Genomic DNA, 20,772 nt, shown 5'->3' with positions numbered 1-20,772 from the left:
GCCAGCAAAGGCGGCAGGTAGGCATATATGAACGTGCAGGCTGCAGCGTATTTTTTGTTCGGGCTTTCAATGGTCATTATCTTCGCGGTGATAATCGTCTATTATTATTCGAAGAAGAGGAAGCATAAGATCGAGGAGCCGAAGTTCAGAATGCTTGATGACGACCGGTAACTTACAGCAATGGCGCAGGTTAGCGGCGTTCTTTGAAGCAGCGGTCATTATCAGTCTCCCCTTCCTTAAAATAAATGGCGAAAGCGCGTTAAGATTTGATATCCCGACGCTTCGGCTGCATTTTTTCGGCGCAAGCATATGGATGGAGGAGTTCTTCATTATGCTTATCGGAATCATCTTTCTAAGCTTCCTCCTGATCTTTTTAACGCTCTTGTTCGGCAGGATCTGGTGCGGTTGGGCCTGCCCGCAGACCGTGCTGTCTGACATTACCGCTTCTCTTGACAGATATTCAGGCAAGGGTTCTTTTCAGAGAATTGTTTCATATGCCGCGGTCTTTGCCCTGAGCCTGGCAGCGGGCGCGAACCTCATCTGGTATTTTGTATCGCCTTATGACTTTTTTCCGGCATTGGCCGGTTGGCGGCCTGGCAGCGTTGTATGGGCTTTCTGGATAACACTTACGGCTGTCATATTTCTTGACCTTTCTTTTCTGCGGCAGAGGTTCTGCGCGACCGTATGCCCTTACTCAATGCTCCAGGGAGCGCTCTTTGACGAGAGCACTCTGACAGTCGCCTTTGACCCGCGGAGAAAGGAAGAATGTATTGACTGCAAGGCATGCCTGCGGGCCTGCCCTGCCGGCATTGATATAAGACAGGGGGAAAACAGGGCGTGCATACATTGCGCGAAATGCATTGATGAATGCAGGGATATCATGGGGAAGAAGCAAAAGAAGACATTGATAGATTATTTCTGGGGACGGCCTGGCGGGACAGTGAATATTTTCCGTAAGAATACCGCCATGTTTGGAGCGGCAACGCTCATCTCTCTCCTCTTCTTTTGCTATCTTTTATTTACGCGTCTGCCTTATGACCTCACTGTGCTGCCGAATTACTCTTTTCAGCCCAGGGTGACAGCGGACGGCGTGACAACAAACTCTTATATCCTCTCGATAAAGAACAGGGGAAGGGTTGATAAGGCATTTAAGATAATGGCGGCCGGTTCAGCAGGAAGGGCCAGGATCGTTCCTGATGAGGATGTCTTTATCAATGCAGGGGAGATCAAAAAGGTTCCGGTCTACATTTCTGCTCCCGAAGACATGGAAGGGAGATCTTCGCAGACGATTGAAATATCCGTAGCTCCCTCGGAAGAGGATGAATTCAAACTGACAAGAAAGGCAAATTTTATTTTTTCAGGGGAATAGATGAAGACGATAATAATCATTTCAGCCATATCAGCCATGCTTGCCGTGGCAGGCGCTCTTTTTGTAGGCATTGAAAATTTTGACGGCACCGTAACGGGCAGCCCTTATGAAGAAGGCCTCAGATGGGATGAGGTCCGAAAGGTAAAGTCTGAGCTTGGCTGGGGTTTTGATATGCATGGGGATAAGCTTACAGCCGGTGAAAACAGCATCACTCTCACATTTGTTGAGAAGGACGGCAGCCCGCTTGACGCCTCATCCATATCAGTCATGGTCAGCAGGCCGTCAACATCGTCATATGACAGGCGTTACGAGCCTGTGAAGGTTAGGGAAGGAACATTCAGGCTGGATATCGAATTCCCGCTTTACGGATACTGGGATATAAAGGCAGACGTAATAAAAGGGCCGGATAACATACTCTTTCAAAAGAGAGTCTTTGTGGAGAAGGGCTGATATGATCGACATGAACGCGGATTATCTTCTGATATTTACAACGGGATTGTTCGGAGGCTTCGGCCATTGCATAGGCATGTGCGGCCCGATAGTCGCTTCCTATTCCATCAGCGGCAAGACTGATATCGAACGACCTTTTTTTATGAACCTTCTCCTTCCGCATCTGCTTTATAATGCCGGGCGCATCATGACTTACACGCTCATCGGCGGGGCGATGGGATTTGCAGGCTCTCTTCTTAACATCGCCGGACAACTCTCAGGCATCCGGAACGCGATAGCTGTAACGGCAGGGCTCTTCATGATCATTATGGGTGTCGGTATTCTCGGCTTTCCGGCTAATACGGCATGGTTTGAAAAGCATAATATTTCCATACTGAAGCAAGGGCAGCGTCTTTTAAAGGTAGATTCTTTTCTGAAGTACTTTCCTCTCGGCCTTCTCTTCGGCCTTCTGCCATGCGGCTTTTCCATGGCTGCGTTTGCCGCTTCCGCAGGCACGGGCAGCACAGCCTCAGGCATGCTCCTTTCATTTCTCTTCGGCCTCGGCACGATGCCTTCGCTTGTCATCTTCGGGATAGCGGCCTCCTTCATCAGTTCAAAGCTGAGGGGACTTTTTTATAAGGCGGCTGGCGTCACAGTGATACTTATGGGGATACTCTTTCTGCTAAAGGGGTTCAGGCATCATGCTCACATGTGACCACTGCCTGCTTGAGTTTCCGGGAAACAAGGCTGTCTTTGATGAGGTGAACGGCATGAAGAAGGCCTTCTGCTGTTACGGGTGCAGGGGCGTTTACAGGCTGATAAATGATGAAGGGCTTGACGCTTTTTATGACAAAAGGGGTTCCTCATGGGTGCCCGGCCCGCCTGAAGATATAAAGATAGAGCCTTCCGCCTTTGCAGGGAGGATAAGAAAGGCGGGTGATGAGGACGAGATAGATATAGTCATTGACGGGATCCGCTGCGCCTCCTGCATCTGGCTGATCGAAAGGGCGCTGCTCAAGAAGAAGGGCGTTACATACTGCAGGGCGAATTACGCGACGCACAGGGCAAAGATAAGATGGGCCCCTGAAACCGCGGGAATTAATGAGATACTGCAACGCATCATATCGGTCGGCTATATACCGAAACCTTTTGAGGCAGAGGCATATGAGAGTGAACTCAGGAATGAACAGAGGGATCTTCTCATGAGGTTCGGCACAGCGGCATTCTTTTCGATGCAGTTGATGATGTTCTCTGTCGCGCTTTATGCCGGATATTTTCAGGGCATCGGTGACAGGACGAGAGGCGCGTTTCAGGTAATATCCCTTCTGCTTACAACCCCTGTCCTCTTCTATTCCGGATGGCCTATTTTTAAAGGATCCATAAGGGGATTAAGGAACCTCAGCTTTAACATGGACGTGCTCATAGCCACAGGCGCAGGTTCAGCATTCCTCTTCAGCGCGTATCAGATATACGCTGGCGGGGAGGTATATTTTGACACCGCGGCAATGATAGTGACCCTGATACTCCTCGGCAGATACATTGAGACAGGCGCAAAAGGCAGGGCGTCTGATGTGATCACAAGGCTTCTCTCGCTTAATCCGAAAGAGGCGAGAATAGTGGTCAGCAGTCAGCAGTCAGCAGTCAAAAGCAGGGAGATGATATCCATCTCCTCTATCAAAACAGATGATCTGCTTGAGGTAATTCCCGGCGAAAGGATACCGCTTGACGGAATTGTTATTGAAGGGGCATCAGAGGTTGATGAGTCAATGCTTACAGGTGAGTCAAGGCCTGTTTCAAAAACTGAAGGCAGTGAAGTCTTCTGCGGCACGCAGAACCTTTACGGCAGCTTTGTCTTTCAGGTAAGCAGGATTGGTGAGGATACGGTCTTTTCACAGATCATAAAGACGGTTGAAGATGCGCAGGCAAGGCGCGCGCCGGTACAGGCATTGGCTGACAAAGTAGTGGGGATCTTTGTTCCGGCGGTTCTTTTTCTGGGCTTTGTGACCGGGCTGGGATGGTGGATATACAGCGGCAGCCCGGCCAATGCTGTAATGAACTCTGTCTCTGTGCTTGTCATCGCGTGCCCGTGCGCGCTCGGGCTTGCCACGCCTCTTGCCATGCTTATCGGCACAACAAGCGGCGCGTCAAAGGGCATACTTATAAAGGGCGGCGATATTATTGAAAGGGCAAAGGGCATTGATACGGTTGTCCTGGACAAGACAGGAACGGTGACCGAGGGAAGGCCGCTTCTGAAGTCATTTAAAGGGATCGGCTGTTCAGATGAAGATGCCCTGCTGCTTGCGTCTTCCCTTGAAAGGCTTTCAGAACATTCCATTTCAAAAGCGATAATAGACGCCTCGGAAGTTCAGTCTTTGACAGTATCTGAATTCAAGGCAGAGCCCGGCAAAGGCATAAGCGGGAAGATAGACGGAAAGGATGTGCTTGCCGGCAGCAGGAACTTTATTGAGGCTGAAGGGATTTTCAGGGGCGTTGAGGATGAACTCGGGCCGGAGCTGTTTTTGCTGGCGGATTTTGAAGAGACGTCAGGTTCAACGGTTGTTTATCTCTCATATGATAAAAGGCTCGCGGGCATATTCGTGATCGCGGACAGTATCAGAGAGGAGGCAGGCGAAGTTATAAGAAACTTGATAGAGAGCGGGTATGACGTCATGATGATGACAGGCGATAACAGAAAGGCCGCGCTCTCGGTTGCCGTTAAAACAGGATTAAAGACAGATATGATAAGGGCTGAGGTCTCGCCGGTTGAAAAGGCTGAGATCATAAAACAGCTTCAGGAGAAAGGGAATAAAATCATAATGGCAGGCGACGGAATAAATGACGCCCCGGCGCTTGTTCAGGCTGATGTCGGGATCGCGATGGGCAGGGCCACGGACATCGCGCTTGAGAGCGCTGACATGGTACTTATGAGGAACGACCTCAGGCTCATTCCTGAGGCTCTAAAATTATCCGGCAGGACTTACAGCGTTATTAAACAGAACCTCTTCTGGGCATTTGTTTATAATATGGCAGCCATCCCGCTTGCGATAGCCGGCCTGCTCCACCCGATAATGGCTGCCGCCGCCATGACCTTCAGCTCATTAAGCGTTGTGGGCAATTCGATGAGATTAAAGGTGAACTGATCATGTGGTCTGTTTTTCTTCTTATAATAATCGGCCTCGGCACAGGGATAGCAGCCTGGTTATTCTTCATATGGTCGGTAAAGAGCGGGCAGTATGATGATATAGAGGGGCCGAAATACAGGATGTTTGATGATAAAGATGAAGAAAAATGATAAAATCACTAATAATTTTATTGGAGGATGAACCTTGCAACTTGAAACAGGCCTGATCATTCTTGAGTCCGTTCTTCTTGTAGTTACCGTTATACTTCTTGCATACAGCATAAAGGAGGGCAAGCAGAGAGATAAACTCCTTATGGAGGTGAGCAAGGCCACTAAGGTTCTCTCACGCCAGGAATATTTTCTCACTGTAATGGATGCCATGGTCGAAGCAAAGGCCGAGGTCACAGGCTGTATCACAGGCAGGATCCCTCAGGGTGACGACCAGAAGATGACAAGGGACATCATAGCCCTGCTTGAAAGGCTGACGAGCAGAGGGGTACGCGTGAAATACCTCCTGCCGAAATTCCCTGACAGGCTCCATATCGGCTATCTCTATACAAAGGCAGGAGCTGAGGTCTTTTACAGCAACTGTCTCATGGTCCACAATATGCGTTTCATTATTGTTGACGGCAAGACGTCGGTGATCGGCATACCTGAAAGCACCGGTGAAAAGGAAGCGACAAAAAAGGGATACAGGATCCCCTCAGAGGGCCTGGCTTCAGTTCTTGAACATTACTTCAGAAGCTGTGAAAAGCAGTTATCCTTTATCGATTACCTTAAAGAGGTAATAAGCCACAGCGGAGCCGCTCCCGAACATCTTGCCCAGGAGATAAAGGTGGACGCCGAAGAGTTGAGAAAACTCATCGGCTGACCTTCTTTATTTTAAGTTTTGAACCAGGGCGCCGCATTCACATCTTTCTTTTATCTTATCTGTATCTTTATCTTTTCCGGAAATCGGCCTGTTCCATGTCGCATATCCCTTTTCAAACAGCATCTCAGGAAGCAGGTTGTCCATATCATTGCTTGGCAGCTTTGACCTGTAGAAACTGGCAACATCCATATTGTAATAAATTATCCAGCCGTTATATCCAAGCATGCTTATCGGATCAAAGGCTATGCCGCTTGCGCAGTCCGGGCAATATAATATCTTAATGATCTTGGGCGGCATTATATTGTCTTTAAAGTGGAAACTTACCGCGCGTTTCCCGCATCTGCATCTAACTGTATGTTCTGTATACATCATTTATTCCCTCCGAATGTCATCTTAACTATTTTTATTATACGATACCCTATGTTAGAAATAATACCAGATAAGAATGATTCTTGTCAAGAAAAAAATGAGGCAGGTAACATCCTGTAAATAAAGAGAATTATATTATCTCCAATATTTTAAGTATAAAAAAAATTAAATCAAAATCTCGGCAGGAGCATAGGCACTTCTTTCTGGTATTCCTTATATGCGTCGCCTAATTCGTCAGCCAGCCGCCTGTCTTCGTGAATCGTACCGATTATCATGTAGAATGCGAGGATGAAATACCCTATAAACTGAGCAAGAACGGCATCGGTCATTAACGCTAAAAAGAAGATAACTCCGGCAAGATACATCGGATGTCTTACAATGCTGTAAAAGCCGTGTCTTGAAATAACAATTCCTTTAGCCTCTTTTTTATCGGTTAACTGCTTAATGCCTAAAAACTCCCCGGCATCAAATGAAAAGAAGGAACCGGACATTATAATTATTGCTGAGATTATAGTGACGAATTTCACAGCCCTGAGAAGAGGCGAGAGCGGAATGATAACAGGCCCTGGAATATTCCCTTGCCAATAAAGCAAAGGTATGACAGTGAATAATGAAAAAAGGTTATAGCATATCCTGTAATAGATAAACCTCTTTTCAAGCCTGAACCTGAACCACGCGGCCGTTTTTGTTGCGGTGAAGAAGCTGTGCAAAAAACACCAGGTTATCCAGAGGACGCTGAGGAGAAGGTATTTCATGATTAGTATTATTCATAATAATTTTATAAAATCAAACTATGCCTTATAAGCTTCTTGCAGACCTTACAGCATTTATTCATTTAGCTTTTGTCGTCTTTGTCATACTGGGCGGATTACTCCTTATCAGGTGGAATCGTTTTGCATGGTTACACATACCTGCCGCGTTATGGGGAGCGCTTATAGAGTTTAAAGGGTGGTACTGCCCGCTTACCGGCCTTGAACTCTTTCTTCTTGAAAAGGCGGGCGCTTCGGGATATAGCCGCGGATTCGTTGCGCATTATATCCTTCCGGTAGTTTATCCCGGTGAGATGACGAGAGAGCTGCAGATAGGACTTGGGCTTTTTGTGGTTTTTCTTAATATCATTATCTATGGTTTTGTGATCTATCGGTACAGAATAAGGAGATAACATGCTGTGTTGCGAGTCATTCCGGCTTGTCCGGAATCTTCTGGCAAAGAACGCATTAATAACAAACGATTCCGGACAAGCCGGAATGACATTGGTTTGTAATATATATGAAGAAAAGCAATAAAGAAGTCTCAAAAATAAAAAGGCTGTCTTTTCCTGAAGAGAAGAAACTTCCATGGCTATCCATGCTTCTTGACGCCTATTACATAGTTGATAAAGGCATTGCCAAAGCGATTGAAACCGAGGAGAAGAACGGGAAGGTTCTGGCGTGCGCGCAAGGATGCTCAAACTGCTGCAGGACTCTCAGGGACATACCCATATATCCGCTTGAGCTTATGGGCATATCATGGTATGTTGCCGGGAAGATGACCGGAGATCTACGGGATATTCTAAAAAAACAGCTTAAAGAATATACAAGAAGCGACCAGTGCCCATTTCTTATTAACGGAGCATGTCCGATACATCCCATGAGGCCGATGGCATGCAGGCAGTTCACCGTATTCGGAAAACAGTGCGAAGAAGGCGAAGATCCTTACTACACAAGAAACAAAGATGTGCTCCCGCCTGTAAAGAAATATGTTGACCAGGCTTTTTTTGTCATGCTTCCATTCCACGGGGTTGAAAAAGATACCGAGAGAATAAGGGCGGTTGAGCGCGGCGACATTAACAGGACGGTCAGGGTCTTACAGGAATGCAACTGGAAGCTGCTCGGAGAGAGGATGGAGAAGGTTGATAAAATTACTATCGTTTAAAAGAATACTTTTTAAACCACTTAGCCAGCTCGTTAACTGAGATTTCACCCGTAGCAGTCTTAATCGCGATCCGTTCTAACTCTTCCTGTGTTGTCTCCAAAACGTAACCGTTTCTTTGCAGAAAGACCGCCGCTGATGTTATCGCAGTTCTTTTATTGCCGTCAATGAAAGGATGGTTTTTTGCGAGTGATTCCATCATGGCGGCAGCCTTTTGAAAGATATCGTGGTACAGTTCTTTTCCTCCAAAAGTTGCTCCGGGCCTTGCCGCCGCGGATTGGAGCAGCCCCAAATCCCTTATGCCGTAGGAACCGCCTGTTTCATCAATAAGCCTGCTGTGAACAAAAAGGACCTGCTCCGGCAAAGGATATTTCATTTTTTAGCGAGTTCTTTAAGCGCGGGTTTGTACTTTGCGATAAACTTATTTACCTGAGAAACAAATTCCCTGTCTATATCTTTCGGATATTTTTTCTTTTTTACAGGCTCTATAACTATCTTTGACTTTTCATTGTCCAATTGCACATCCACTTCAGAGCCGACAGACAGATTAAGCTTTTCAAGCATATCCGCAGGAATTGAAACTCCCTGACTGTTTCCGATAGAACAAACCTTCCTTTGCATTATCGCCTCCTGTTCATGTTATAACATAATTATAACACAATTTCGCACCTCCCAATGACTTTACATCACGGAATGCCTTTGTCCCTGAAGATCAGTTCCGATCTTCTCTTTCTTAATGAAGCCCTTGAATTCAAGTTCTCTTAAGTAATTTTCTAAACTCTCTTTCATCGCCACTCACCATAATATAGTCTTGCAGTATATTTTTTAAAAATGAATTAGCCTTAAATTTCTTTTTGAAATCATCTTCAGCATAGATATGATAATTTATTTCACGGCCAATTGCCTTTTCAGCATTTTTTACGGTCTTAATCAGCCGATCCTCGTCTATTGTTCCGATGATTGCTATATCGATATCCGATTCAGGTTTGAACTTTTTCTTTGCGTATGAGCCAAAGATAAAGGCATAGGTAACTCCCTCCACCTCTTTCAAAGCGCTTCTGAGCAATGACTCAATTCCTATGGTCTTCCGTATTATCGTTGAGAATTCTTTATAAAAAGGATTTTGCCTGTTCACCTGATAATATTGAAGATTGCCTTCCCTTGAAGTTGACAGCATCCCCATATCAACAAGCCTGTTCAACTCCCGCCTGCATGTCCCCTGCGTTGTGCCGACAAAACGCGCCATCTCATTGATGTAGAATTTCCTGCTTTCATCAGCAAAAAACCTTTCGAGAATCTTCTGGCGTATCTTTGACCTGAATAAGATATTTATTATGTCCATATGCCTGTATTCAATCCTGAATACAATTGTATTCAAATCTGAATACAAAAGCAAGGTTCAAGATGTAGGTCGGTTTTAGTGCGGGTAAGAATATAAGATCGGTTTTGGCAGGGAGAAGGAAGTTGGTTGAGCAGTGTGCTTATACAATATAAAATATGAATAGCTGAGAGTTGATCAATTTATTTCTCAATTAGTGACTCGAGTTTTCCATGATCAAATGATTTCCCATTTCTCCACTTGAGTTCTTCCACACTTCTGCGCTTTTGTTCTCTAAAATTATCCCCTATCTCCATATTTTTATCATAATTTTCTCGGAAATAATCAATTCTCTCGTCGCCATCAGCATGTGCAGAAAACTTGCCATTAAGAGATAATTGTTTATGCAAGTCTATTCTGTAAAAGTTGGCTGCCCATAGACAATCAATGAGACAATCTTCATCCCTAATGAATAGTGGATCAAATGATACCTTTTCCTGCTGTTGTGCATTCCTATTCCAATAGTTACAAATATCTCCAATCCCCACAAAAGGAGTACGTTCGGGTTTTTCATGATAGATAGCATTTTCAGCGAATAGTTTTTTTAGAACGCCAACATCATGATGTTCCCAAGCATATTTGTAATTATTCACTAACTTAGAAGACAAAGGCTTTGCCATGGTGGTTTCTGTTTTCTTAGGCACAAGAATCGCTTTTATAAATTTTACATTCGGGGTAATTCTATGTTCGTTAACATCATTATTTGTTTCAAATGAGTATTCAATTTTATTTAAGTCAACCATTTGGAAAAAATTGTTCCATGTAGGCCAATTGTAAAAGTGAATGCTGCGATAATGGGACTCCAAGCCCCTCGTAAATTCCTGAAGATGTTCCATTGTATTTTCATACAAATAATCAATGATAAAGACAACTGCCTGTGACTGAACGATATTATCAAACAGTTGTTCTTTATCAACTCTGGGATCCCGTAGCATCTCTGAAAGACTATTACTGAAAACTATCATGTCAGGATTCGGCATGTTTTTTGGAAAAGCACCTTTGGACATACGCGGTACAATTTCTATATCAAAATCTTTTTTCTTTGCGACATTGACTTTGGACCAAATATCTTCAAAAAACTTCAAAGTCCTGCTTGCGCCATCAACCATGACTATTTTTTCATGGCCTGGAGCTTTTTCCCGCGTTTCAGAATGCCATAACAAAGAAGCTAAAGTGAACATTCCTGAACCACTACCAAATTCCAAGACATTTCTCATAGCTGGCTGAAGACCTATCTGATAAAGTTCAGATAATAAATAATGATTTTTTATTAAATTAGCTATCCCATAACGCATAAAAAAATCAGAATGTGTGGTGTTATAAAGTTCTTCTGGCTCAATTTCTATGGCGGCACAACAAAAATATCTGCGCAACATCTCAATATTGGCATTGTCTACAGAAATATATTTCTTACTCTGTGACATTGAGGAATATAATTTTAGAATGTTATTAATCTGAGAATTCTGTAGAATGTAAGATGCGATGTTCATAGCTCCACCCTCGGATACGCGGCATATAGTTGATCATATTCCCGTAAGGCGTATCGATCACTCAGGCCGGCAACATAATCAACGCATGCTCTTATAAATTTGGGATCCGATTCCAGCTGCACGAGACGTCTATCATTCCACTGCCTTATATCTTCCCCATACTTATCGACGATGAATGCAGGTACCTGTAATGGACTAGTTAAATAAATATCCAAAATGTGTCGAATGACATAGTCCGCCTTGCCATCCATCCTGCTTACCCGTTCAGACTTTACAACGATTGACTTAATCGTGTCCTTTAATAAATTATATTGCTTAAGTAGTCCATCACTTTTACTGAGTGTGATAATTTCCGGAAATTCTCCTTCTTTATTCACAAAGTTATTAAAATCTTGGATACGCTTATCTTCAAGATCATCCAAGCATTCGTTTCCCCACTTAGCACTCAAGCATTCATCTTCCCACTCATCAAGCGCTTTGCGGGCATGAATGCTAATGTCCACAGTGAGCATATATATCAATTCGCTAGTAATCCTTGTGCGTAGCAAAGACATTTTATCCTTTTTGCTTCTATCTTTAATTTTGTTCTCAAATTCTTTGTCTTTTATTTTTATTCCGTTATAACATGCGTAAAGCAGTGGAAAATCTTTCTTATTCTTTACGCATTCAAATATATCCAAAAGCTGTGATTCGAATGCGTCTTCAAGATCATGAATGACCTGTGCAAAGTCATCAGCCTGCTTGACAACTTGCGCCTCAAACAAAAAGCATCTTTTTTTATTGTGATCAAACCCAAGGGCTTTTTCCATGTCGCAACTGCATGATTCGTCAATCTCCTTACCCTTGTTATCCTTGTATCTTGGCCCTGTATGTTTTAGAATTCCGATCCTAGTCGCCCTTGTTAAATTAAGCCCCTTCCTGCCAGGATATGATTCTTCAAGTTCATCTACTACTCTAAGCCCCTGCCAGTTGTGCTTGAAACCGTCGAGATTGAGTGGCTTTTTCCTTTCTGTCCCGTTGATATACTTCCCGCTAATATCAAGAAGAAACTTATGCAGGGCTCTCTCTCCACTGTGTGCGAAAGGTGTATGGCCTATGTCGTGGGCTAAAGACATGGCATCTACAAGATCTTCATTTAGGCCAAGCTGTCGTGCAAGATGACGGGCAATTTGGGCAACTTCCAATGTATGATCCAAACGTGTTCGGAGATTGTCCGACGTATGTTCCGGAAAAATCTGTGTCTTCAAACGGAGTCTTCTGAAATAATGAGAATAAAGTATTTTGTCTCTATCCCATTGATAAAATGTTCTATAATCTTTGCTGTCAATCATACCATGCCCAGAGGGATCTTCTTGTGCCCAGGGTTTTTTAGAGAACCAGGGTGTTGTACTACGACAGGCACAGGGGCGATAATGTTTTTCCAGTTCGACTAAATGATCATTCTTCATGTCCCCCGCCCACTGTCACTAAACGGAAATTCCAATAGAACCCTAGCACAGAACTCCCTTATATATGCCCACTCAGAATTCAGAAGATCATTCAGATAACTATGATAAACGCCCATCATTTCACCAGCCACAGTTCCAAATTGTCTTTCAAATAAGCATTCCATAACAAGTGCTAATTTGTCGCATTCTTTAACAAGCGATTCAATGGAGTATTTAGGTGGATTTTTTTCAAAAGGGCTTAATAAATTATATCTCTCAATATCTTGTCTCACACCTTCTGGAGCATTTGCATTTATCTCCTTTTCTACAAGACGTTTTTCTACGTCACTTAAGACAGTTCTATCGACATTTTGAATCAGAATTTTAACAGGTGATGGGATATCGCCTGTTAATGCCTCAGGAACATCATGGAAAAGTGCTCTTAATATTGCTTTATAAAGGAAATCATCTAAACCTTTTTTATTTTTGTAGGCATAGTGAACATCTATTTCATCAGCACACATTCTTGAAAACAAGAATGCTAAGAAAGCAACCATAAACGTGTGGCTGAGAACGCTACTTTCAATATTTCTGTTAATTATGTTCCAGCGTCTTAAATATTTGAGCCGTTTAATGGACGAAAAATAAGCCAGTCTTTCCTTAAAAATAACGTTTTGAGTTCCTTCATCACCCCAAGACTTTTTTTCACTTGTTATGGCAAGAATCTTGTCGTTTATACTAGCTATCGTTGCGTTATACTCAAAAAGATATACTTTCTGATTTGTTTTACATTCTTCGCGTGCCACCATGTTTTGAGCGTATTTCAGCAAAGTTTCAACTGTAGGGAGAACCATTGCATCATAGTTTCCACCATGTGTTAAATATGTCGCCACTTCTTCTGCAATTTTTCTCGGGAATAACTTGCTGGTTTTATCGGCGGTTTCATTGACAAGATTCTCCCAGACATCCTTTTTTAGATCCTTCAATGCTTCTCTGGTTGGAACGGGAATGTCCGATAAGAAATGTTTGTTGAATGATTTTAAGAGAGAGCGAACAAGAAAATACCTCAATTGATCTTCATTTAAGCCATTTGCACGCCCAAATGCATAACCCATATGGGTCACATACGCAACATTCTCGGCCTCTGTCCAGAAATCAACACGTGGCAGAAAATTCCAACGTTGAAGACTTGTTAATGTTCGAAGTGCACCGATTAATGACTCTTCCATGTCTTACTTAATATTAAGACCGTAAGAAATATTAACACCCCTTAAGTATTTGCTCAGAATAGAAGGTTCTATACTATGCTGAAATTCTTTTAAAATTTCAGATGCAAAATTGTCCATTTCTTTGTGGAAGACTTTATTGTATGAATTAAGTTCCACTTCATAGAAAGGCCCCATCTCATTAGGGGATATATATCGAAAAGCATCTATTTTCATTTTGCCTATATGAATATTATCCATATAAACATTTCGTTCAAATCTTTCAATGGCAGTTCGCAAAACTTCATTCAAGCCAACGCTTTGAAATATTTCAGAGATGTTTGGAAGAATAAAATTTGGATCCTTATTAATACCATAATGTTCCTTCAAAAGAGATAATACCAACTTGAGGCCTTCATCACTTACAGGGTGAGAAATTTCGTCTAACTCATTATTTATAATAGTTCGTAGCACTATCATATGCCCGGATAGCTTGCCTCGTAACCTTAAATATCCGTTTTTTTTGGCAAGAAGAAAATTTCTGTCATCTAAATAGGCATCTTGGATTGATAAGGCTTTGTCATCCTGTAATACAAAATCACCTGTTGTATTAAGCTGTTTCAACTTTTCTACAATCTGCTCCCCCTGTGCGGAACTTACAAGAAGTTTTCTTTCTTTTTCCTTAATTATCATGGCACTATTATAGAAATATTATATCACTTCTGCAACTGTTTCACGTTTTGTATGTAAAGAACCCTTGACTGATAGGTCGTTTAAAATACTAATGTGTCGCCTTAAGGCTTTTTGTATACTCTTCAAAACAACCGGAGACGTTTCTAACTATTGAAGTCGGACTTCCATAATCCCTGTTCATCCAGTCACTTCCTTTATAGCCTCAGCAGTCTTACCGGTTATCTGCATCAGCTCTTCTTTCGAAACACTCAGGTGCGGCATCAGCACGATGACATTTCCAAGCGGCCTTATGATAAGGCCTTGTTCTCTTGCTTTCTCGCATACCTCCCAGCCTATCTTATCTTCCAACGCAAAAGGTGTCTTCTTCTTTTTGTTCTTTACAAGTTCGATCCCAACCATAAAGCCCACCTGCCTGACTTCACCCACATGCGGAAGTTCAGTGATCTTGGCGAGTTCCTTTTTTAATAACGCTATCTTGCCCTGCATCTTCTGAAGCGTCTTCTCTTTTTTGAAGAGGCCTATGTTTGCGATCGCGGCGGCAGAGGCTAACTGGTTTCCGGTATATGTGTGTCCGTGAAAGAAGGTCTTAAGATCTTTGTACTCGCCCAGGAATGCTTTGTATATTTTTTCAGTCGTCAAAGTTGCCGCAAGCGGAAGATATCCTCCTGTTATGCCTTTTGCAACACATAGGATGTCAGGTGCAACATTCTCATGTTCACAGGCGAACATCTTTCCTGTTCTTCCAAATCCTGTCGCCACCTCATCGGCTATCATTAAGACATTATATTTAGTGCAAAGTCTTCTGACGCCTTTCAGGTATCCCGGAGGCGATACGACCATGCCTCCTGCGCCCTGGACAAGCGGCTCGATTATCAGGCCGGCTATCTTTTTATGATTCTTGCTTAAGACCTTCTCCATCTCTTTCAGGCACTGAAGCTTGCATGACGGATATTCTTTTTTAAGCTCGCATCTGTAACAGTAAGGCGAAGGGGCTTTGAATGATCTAAAGAGCAGCGGAGCAAATATTTTATGAAATATATCAATGCCGCCTACGCTCACCGCGCCTACTGTATCGCCGTGATATGAATTTTTCAGAGAGAGAAATCTATTCTTCTCTTTAACGCCTTTGAGCTGCCAGTACTGGTATGCCATCTTCAGCCCGATCTCTACGGCCGTAGAACCGCTGTCCGAATAAAAGACCCTTGTCAGTCCTTTCGGCGCTATCTTTACAAGTTTTTCAGCAAGCTCTATGGCAGGCGGGTGTGTGAGGCCGAGGAGGGTTGAGTGGCTTATCTTATCAGCCTGCGCCTTGATCGCATCGTTTATCTCTTTCTTCCCATGTCCGTGTACTGTGACCCAGATCGAGGAAACCCCGTCGAGAAACCATCTGCCATTGATGTCTTTGAGGAACGAACCCCTTCCTTCTGTTATGATCAAAGGCTCTTCATCATTCCACTCCTTCATCTGGGTGAAGGGATGCCAGAGGCGCTTTTTATCAAGCCTCTCAAGGCGTCTTTTAGTTGAGCTTATACTCATTATCTTATGGCCATCTGTTATAATTATTACTGTAAATTCGAAAGAACAGGAGTATGATCTGAGAATATGAATAAGAAAACCGTAATGATTTTTATTATAGCATTGGCAGTTGGTTATTTAGCAGGCAGCAGGCTTGATCTCTTCACAAAAGAGAAGGCGCAATCCCCGTACTCATATAATTTTCAGGCGCCGCAGGGACTGAAGGGTGAAGGCTCGGCTTTTTCAGATGTAGCAAGAATGGTAAGCCCCACGGTTGTGAACATATCGACAACAAAGATCATCAGCAAGGATATCCTGCCTTTTCCGCGTTTATTCGACAGCCCTTTTGATGACTTGTTTAAACAGTTCCGCAACCCGAGAAAATGGAAAGAGGAGAGCCTTGGTTCAGGAGTTATAGTATCCGCTGACGGCTATATCATCACCAATAATCATGTCATTGAGAAGGCTGAGGAGATCAAGGTCACTCTATTTGACAAGCAGGAGTACAAAGGCAAGCTCATAGGTTCGGATCCAAAGACCGATATCGCCATTATCAAGATCAAGGCAAAAGACCTGCCGGCCGTCAACTGGGGTGACTCAGACAGGCTTGATGTGGGTGAATTCGTGCTTGCCTTCGGCAACCCTTTCGGCCTGAGCCATACTGTGACAATGGGCATAGTAAGCGCGTTAGGCAGGGCGAGCGTCGGCATTGCCGATTATGAGGACTTTATCCAGACAGACGCCGCTATCAACCCGGGCAATTCCGGCGGCCCTCTTGTAAATGTCAAAGGTGAATTTATTGGCGTGAATACTGCGATCATTTCAAGGACAGGCGGTTATGAGGGGATCGGCTTCGCAGTCCCGAGCAACATGGTAAAGTCTGTCATGACCCAGCTCGTAAAAGAGGGGAAGGTCACAAGGGGATGGGCCGGGGTAGCTATACAGCAGGTAACTCCGGAGCTTGCAAGGACGTTCGGCTTAAAGAAGCCTGAAGGGGCTCTTGTAACGGAGGTTATTGATAACAGCCCGGCTGAAAAGGCCGGCCTCAGGAGGGGAGATATAATTCTTGAGGTTAATAATAAGGGCGTTGATGATGTGGAGACGCTTAGGAATTTTATCGCGCAGAGCAGGGTGGGAAGCAGGATAGCATTAAACGTATTGCGCGACACAAAGACCATAGAACTTAATCTGACAGTTGCTGAGCTTGCGCAGGAAAAGGCCGAGTCAGGGAACAGCGGCAGGCAGGAGAGGCGCGGCGCAGAGGGGAATGCCCTTGCAGGGTTATCTGTTATGGATATCAATAGTGATATTGCCAAACAGTTGGGGCTTCAGAGAGATGAATACGGGGTAGTTATAGTATCTGTGGAGCCTGAGAGCGCGGCTGAAGAGTCAGGGCTTAAGAAAGGAGACCTTATACAGGAGGTCAATAAGGCCAGGATAAATAATGTAAATGATTTCAATAAGGCGGTATCTCATATACGCGGAGGCGACACGGTTCTCCTGTTCATTAACAGGGGCGGAAATAAATTTTATATTACGTTAAAAATGTTTTCTTAAAACGGGGGTGAACTCATTATGATCTATCGGATTATTTACTTTCTCGTATTTGTCGCAGGCGGTTATGCCTTCGGGCTCAAGGAAGGGTTCTCCGTCGAAGGAATATACTGGGGCGCCGGCATCGGCCTTTTGGCGCTTGCCCTTGACTATGTCAATGCAAAGCTCGGCATCGGCATGCTGATAGGAGGTGTCATCGGGCTTTCCGCAGGCCTCTTGTTTGCAAAGCTATTATATTTTCCAGTCAAGGCGGTATTAGGCGAAACAGAAGGCGTTTATATCTTATTATCTTTAAACGCCCTGTTCGGCTACAGCGGCCTCTTTTTCGGCCTTAGAAAGGGGAAGGGCTTTACCCTGTCAGATATAGTTAATGTTTTCAGGGGAAGGGTTGTCGGAGAGAGCCCCAAGATCATTGATACCAGCGTTATAATCGACGGCAGGCTGGCAGATGTATGCGAGGCAGGCTTTGCAGAGGGCATATTCATACTCCCTCAATTCGTGCTGCGCGAGCTTCAGAACATTGCGGACTCATCGGATGCCTTGAGAAAGGCGCGCGGCAGGAGGGGGCTTGAAGTTGTGGACAGGATACAGAAGATGGGCAATGTCACGGTGAAGATAGTCAGCGAGGACTTTCCTGAAATTAAAGAAGTGGACTCCAAGCTTGTGGCCCTTGCGCGGCAGCTTGACGCAAAGATAATAACCAATGACATAAACCTCTGCAAGATAGCGCAGCTTCAGGGGGTCAGCGCTTTGAACCTCAACGAACTCGCAAGCGCCCTCAGGCCGGTTGTCCTGCCCGGAGAGAACATGAATATATTTATCGTGAAAGAGGGCAAAGAGCATAACCAGGGCGTGGGTTATCTGGATGACGGCACAATGGTTGTAGTTGATAACGCCAGAAAGATCATAAATAACAAGGCCAATGTCGTTGTGACAAGTGTCCTGCAGACAACAACAGGCAGGATGATCTTTGCAAGGCTCAAAGAGGAGATGGACAGGGAAGAGCTTAAGGCGGCGCGTTCCTGATGAAGCAGAAGGTCGTGGCAATTGTTCCGGCCGCCGGTATAGGCAGGAGGTTCGGCGGGTCGGTCAGGAAGACTTTTGTCGGGCTTAAAGGCATGCCGCTTCTGGTGCATACGCTGGGCAGGCTTAGTGAAGTTGCATCCATATCAGATATAATACCTGTGCTCAGGGCTGATGATATTGAAACAGGGCGCAAGCTCTTTGCGCAATACAGGATAGACAAGGTGAGGCAGATAGTTGCGGGAGGCGCGGAGAGGCAGGACTCGATCAACAATGCCGTCAAACTTATTGAAGGCGAGTGTATAGTCCTGATCCATGACGGCGCAAGGCCGATAATTTCAGAGAAGCTTATAGCAGGCCTTCTAAGAAACCTTGAAGGTGTTGACGGGGTGATACCCGGACTTCCGGTAAAAGAGACCCTTAAACAGGTTGACGGCAACGGCATGGTGGTCTCCACGGTTGACCGTGAGAAGTTCCGCTCCATACAGACCCCTCAGGCCTTTACATCCGGCGTGATCAAAAGGGCTTATAAGATGGCATATGCAGACGGGTTTTACGGAACAGATGATGCATCGCTTGTTGAGAGGGCCGGCGGCAGGGTGAAGATAATTCCGGGCGATCCATTTAATATAAAGATAACAACACAGGAAGACCTTGAGCTTGCGAAGATGCTGATAGAAAGGCGGAGTCATTTATGCGTATCGGAATAGGTTATGATTCGCACAGGCTTGTTGAGGGAAGGCGGCTTATCATAGGAGGCGTTGAGATACCTTTTGAAAAAGGGCTTCAGGGACACTCGGACGCTGACGTGCTGTGCCATGCGATAATAGATGCTCTCATAGGAGCTTTAGGCATGGGTGATATAGGCAGGCATTTTCCTGATACAGATGATAAATGGAAGGGCGCCTCAAGCATTGACCTGCTCTCAGAGGCCGTTAAGATGGTCAGGCACGGCGGGTTTGAGGTGGCATGGATAGATTCTACGGTTATAATACAGGAGCCGAAGATAGGACCGTTCATTGATGCCATGAAGAATAATATCTCCGGCGCAGGCATTTCAGCGGGAGCGATCAATATCAAGGCAAAGACAAATGAAGGCATGGGTTTTATCGGAAAAGGCGAAGGGGTTGTTGCGCAGGCGGCCTGCCTGCTTAAGCAGGTTCGGTATCAATTTTAAAAAACACAGGAGGATATATGAAATATAAAGGATTGATTTTAGCGGCTGTATTGATAATCGCGGCTGCCGCGCTCTTCATGAGCCCGGAGAATAAGAAGTTCGATTCGATCGTGGCTGTCGGCAAGCCTGCCCCGCAGTTCGAGCTTATGGATTCATCCGGAAGGATGTGGAGGCTTTCGGACCTCAAAGGCAGGGCGGTGCTTATTAATTTCTGGGCGACGTGGTGCGTAACATGCAAGGCTGAGATGACACATAAGGCGATGCTTTCAGAGATCATGAATGGCAGGCCCATACAGATGTTCGGGGTGCTTTTCAGGGATGACCCGGCCAATCTGGAATCTTATTATTCAAGAAACAAGGTAACCTTTACTACACTGATAGATCCGTCCAATTCCATGGCAAAGCTGTACGGCATCACCGGCGTTCCGGAGACCTTTCTCATAGACAAAGAAGGAATTCTCAGAGAGCGGTTTGTCGGCCCTCAGGAATGGGGCAATAAAGAGACATTAGCCGCTATAGAAAAGTGGCTGTAGACTGATGTATAACCGTTTAAAAGAGATAGCATTTGCTTCAGGAGCGTCTGCTTTTGGAGTAGGTGATATAGATGAATTGAGGCAGCACTTTGAGGCCATTCCGCTGGAGCAGACAGAAGGGCTCAGGTACGGCATATCCATAGCGGTAAGGGTATCTGACCCTATACTGAAGGGGATCATTAACTGGCCGACCCGCCACTACCTTCATCACTATAAGATGCTGAACGATATGCTTGACCAGGCAGCCCTGAAAATAACTTTCGCCATTCAGGACAAAGGCTATAACGCCATGCCGATACCCGCAAGCCATATCGTTGACTGGAAGGCGCAGACAGCGCATCTCTCGCATAAGATGATCGCGCTGAGAGCCGGGATAGGATGGATAGGCAGGAGCAACCTGCTGGTGCATCCTGAATACGGCGCCAGGATAAGGATAGCGACCATCCTTACTGACATGCCTTTAGAGACAGATAAACCTGTTGAGAATGGATGCGGGGAATGCAGGAAGTGCATATCTGCCTGCCCTGTATCCGCGATAGACGAGTCTTATAAATATTGGGACAGGATCGCCTGCCTTGAGAAGCTTAAGTACTTTGCAAAGGACCATAATATCGGGCAGTATATATGCGGGCTCTGCGTCAAGGTATGCCAGCCTCCCTTGTCAACGAAAACATCAACCCGCGTTTAATATCTTTCGGATCTCTGAC

At 44.8% G+C, this 20,772-nt stretch carries 25 protein-coding genes; 15 read left to right on the top strand and 10 right to left on the bottom strand.

Annotation, left to right across the window (positions count from 1 at the left end; genetic code table 11):
• The first annotated feature begins 27 nt into the window (after positions 1-27).
• The 7 genes from HY807_02065 to HY807_02035 are packed head-to-tail and all read left to right on the top strand — an operon-like array spanning position 28 to position 5,790.
• Positions 28-171: a cbb3-type cytochrome c oxidase subunit 3 gene (locus HY807_02065; protein ID MBI4825198.1), complete on the top strand. Its 144-nt coding sequence runs from the start codon at positions 28-30 to the stop codon at positions 169-171.
• Positions 158-1,369, top strand: a complete 1,212-nt coding sequence (locus HY807_02060) for a 4Fe-4S binding protein (GenBank protein ID MBI4825197.1) — start codon at positions 158-160, stop codon at positions 1,367-1,369. The genes HY807_02065 and HY807_02060 overlap by 14 nt, the downstream gene beginning before the upstream one ends.
• Positions 1,370-1,819, top strand: a complete 450-nt coding sequence (locus HY807_02055) for a FixH family protein (GenBank protein ID MBI4825196.1) — start codon at positions 1,370-1,372, stop codon at positions 1,817-1,819.
• A 1-nt stretch (position 1,820) separates the two neighbouring features.
• Positions 1,821-2,513 carry a sulfite exporter TauE/SafE family protein gene (locus tag HY807_02050; protein ID MBI4825195.1) on the top strand — a complete coding sequence of 231 codons (693 nt, stop codon included), beginning with the start codon at positions 1,821-1,823 and terminating at the stop codon, positions 2,511-2,513.
• Positions 2,500-4,938 carry a heavy metal translocating P-type ATPase gene (locus HY807_02045; GenBank protein MBI4825194.1) on the top strand — a complete coding sequence of 813 codons (2,439 nt, stop codon included), beginning with the start codon at positions 2,500-2,502 and terminating at the stop codon, positions 4,936-4,938. The genes HY807_02050 and HY807_02045 overlap by 14 nt, the downstream gene beginning before the upstream one ends.
• Positions 4,939-4,940: 2 nt before the next feature.
• Positions 4,941-5,090 carry a cbb3-type cytochrome oxidase assembly protein CcoS gene (gene ccoS / locus HY807_02040; protein MBI4825193.1) on the top strand — a complete coding sequence of 50 codons (150 nt, stop codon included), beginning with the start codon at positions 4,941-4,943 and terminating at the stop codon, positions 5,088-5,090.
• Between the two features lie 34 nt (positions 5,091-5,124).
• The gene (locus HY807_02035; GenBank protein ID MBI4825192.1) at positions 5,125-5,790 is read left to right on the top strand and encodes a hypothetical protein; all 666 of its coding nucleotides are present in this window, start codon (positions 5,125-5,127) and stop codon (positions 5,788-5,790) included.
• A 6-nt stretch (positions 5,791-5,796) separates the two neighbouring features.
• Here the strand turns inward: HY807_02035 and HY807_02030 are convergent, their stop codons facing one another.
• Positions 5,797-6,162 (bottom strand): hypothetical protein, encoded by a 366-nt coding sequence (locus tag HY807_02030; protein ID MBI4825191.1) that lies wholly within the window; start codon positions 6,160-6,162, stop codon positions 5,797-5,799.
• 167 nt (positions 6,163-6,329) lie between these two features.
• Positions 6,330-6,914, bottom strand: a complete 585-nt coding sequence (locus tag HY807_02025; protein ID MBI4825190.1) for an isoprenylcysteine carboxylmethyltransferase family protein — start codon at positions 6,912-6,914, stop codon at positions 6,330-6,332.
• Between the two features lie 38 nt (positions 6,915-6,952).
• Between HY807_02025 and HY807_02020 the strand changes: the two genes are divergently transcribed.
• Positions 6,953-7,321: a DUF2784 domain-containing protein gene (locus HY807_02020; protein ID MBI4825189.1), complete on the top strand. Its 369-nt coding sequence runs from the start codon at positions 6,953-6,955 to the stop codon at positions 7,319-7,321.
• 185 nt (positions 7,322-7,506) lie between these two features.
• Positions 7,507-8,073: a YkgJ family cysteine cluster protein gene (locus HY807_02015; protein MBI4825188.1), complete on the top strand. Its 567-nt coding sequence runs from the start codon at positions 7,507-7,509 to the stop codon at positions 8,071-8,073.
• Here the strand turns inward: HY807_02015 and HY807_02010 are convergent.
• The 8 genes from HY807_02010 to bioA form a co-directional block, all read right to left on the bottom strand.
• Positions 8,063-8,434: a type II toxin-antitoxin system death-on-curing family toxin gene (locus tag HY807_02010; protein ID MBI4825187.1), complete on the bottom strand. Its 372-nt coding sequence runs from the start codon at positions 8,432-8,434 to the stop codon at positions 8,063-8,065. The two genes, HY807_02015 and HY807_02010, sit on opposite strands and share 11 nt — an antisense overlap.
• 8 nt (positions 8,435-8,442) lie before the next feature.
• Positions 8,443-8,691, bottom strand: coding sequence for an AbrB/MazE/SpoVT family DNA-binding domain-containing protein (locus HY807_02005; GenBank protein MBI4825186.1), 249 nt, complete (start codon positions 8,689-8,691; stop codon positions 8,443-8,445).
• 130 nt (positions 8,692-8,821) lie between these two features.
• Entirely contained in the window at positions 8,822-9,412 is a 591-nt protein-coding gene (locus HY807_02000; protein MBI4825185.1) for a nucleotidyltransferase domain-containing protein, read from the bottom strand.
• 179 nt (positions 9,413-9,591) lie between these two features.
• The gene (locus HY807_01995; GenBank protein ID MBI4825184.1) at positions 9,592-10,938 is read right to left on the bottom strand and encodes a hypothetical protein; all 1,347 of its coding nucleotides are present in this window, start codon (positions 10,936-10,938) and stop codon (positions 9,592-9,594) included.
• Complete coding sequence (gene dgt, locus HY807_01990; GenBank protein ID MBI4825183.1) at positions 10,935-12,386, bottom strand: dNTP triphosphohydrolase; 1,452 nt, start codon at positions 12,384-12,386, stop codon at positions 10,935-10,937. Before dgt ends, HY807_01995 begins: the two co-directional genes overlap by 4 nt.
• Entirely contained in the window at positions 12,383-13,594 is a 1,212-nt protein-coding gene (locus tag HY807_01985) for an HD domain-containing protein (GenBank protein MBI4825182.1), read from the bottom strand. Before HY807_01985 ends, dgt begins: the two co-directional genes overlap by 4 nt.
• 3 nt (positions 13,595-13,597) lie before the next feature.
• Positions 13,598-14,263: a CYTH domain-containing protein gene (locus tag HY807_01980; protein ID MBI4825181.1), complete on the bottom strand. Its 666-nt coding sequence runs from the start codon at positions 14,261-14,263 to the stop codon at positions 13,598-13,600.
• 177 nt (positions 14,264-14,440) lie between these two features.
• Positions 14,441-15,799 (bottom strand): adenosylmethionine--8-amino-7-oxononanoate transaminase, encoded by a 1,359-nt coding sequence (gene bioA / locus HY807_01975; protein ID MBI4825180.1) that lies wholly within the window; start codon positions 15,797-15,799, stop codon positions 14,441-14,443.
• 66 nt (positions 15,800-15,865) lie between these two features.
• On the opposite strand from bioA, the gene HY807_01970 reads away from it, so the two are divergent.
• From HY807_01970 to HY807_01945, 6 genes are read left to right on the top strand one after another with little or no spacing between them, the layout of a single operon-like run.
• Positions 15,866-17,335 (top strand): DegQ family serine endoprotease, encoded by a 1,470-nt coding sequence (locus HY807_01970; protein ID MBI4825179.1) that lies wholly within the window; start codon positions 15,866-15,868, stop codon positions 17,333-17,335.
• Positions 17,336-17,353: 18 nt separating this feature from the next.
• Complete coding sequence (locus HY807_01965; protein ID MBI4825178.1) at positions 17,354-18,358, top strand: PIN domain nuclease; 1,005 nt, start codon at positions 17,354-17,356, stop codon at positions 18,356-18,358.
• Positions 18,358-19,065, top strand: coding sequence for a 2-C-methyl-D-erythritol 4-phosphate cytidylyltransferase (gene ispD, locus HY807_01960; GenBank protein MBI4825177.1), 708 nt, complete (start codon positions 18,358-18,360; stop codon positions 19,063-19,065). Before HY807_01965 ends, ispD begins: the two co-directional genes overlap by 1 nt.
• Positions 19,050-19,532: a 2-C-methyl-D-erythritol 2,4-cyclodiphosphate synthase gene (locus tag HY807_01955; protein ID MBI4825176.1), complete on the top strand. Its 483-nt coding sequence runs from the start codon at positions 19,050-19,052 to the stop codon at positions 19,530-19,532. The genes ispD and HY807_01955 overlap by 16 nt, the downstream gene beginning before the upstream one ends.
• A 17-nt stretch (positions 19,533-19,549) precedes the next feature.
• On the top strand, positions 19,550-20,065 hold the full coding sequence (locus tag HY807_01950; protein MBI4825175.1) for a TlpA family protein disulfide reductase: 516 nt from the start codon (positions 19,550-19,552) through the stop codon (positions 20,063-20,065).
• A 4-nt stretch (positions 20,066-20,069) separates the two neighbouring features.
• Positions 20,070-20,753, top strand: a complete 684-nt coding sequence (locus tag HY807_01945; GenBank protein ID MBI4825174.1) for an epoxyqueuosine reductase — start codon at positions 20,070-20,072, stop codon at positions 20,751-20,753.
• Positions 20,754-20,772 lie beyond the last annotated feature (19 nt).

This window comes from Nitrospirota bacterium (assembly GCA_016207885.1).
Taxonomy (GTDB): domain Bacteria; phylum Nitrospirota; class Thermodesulfovibrionia; order UBA6902; family UBA6902; genus JACQZG01.
This window is presented reverse-complemented; position numbering and strand designations above follow the sequence as displayed.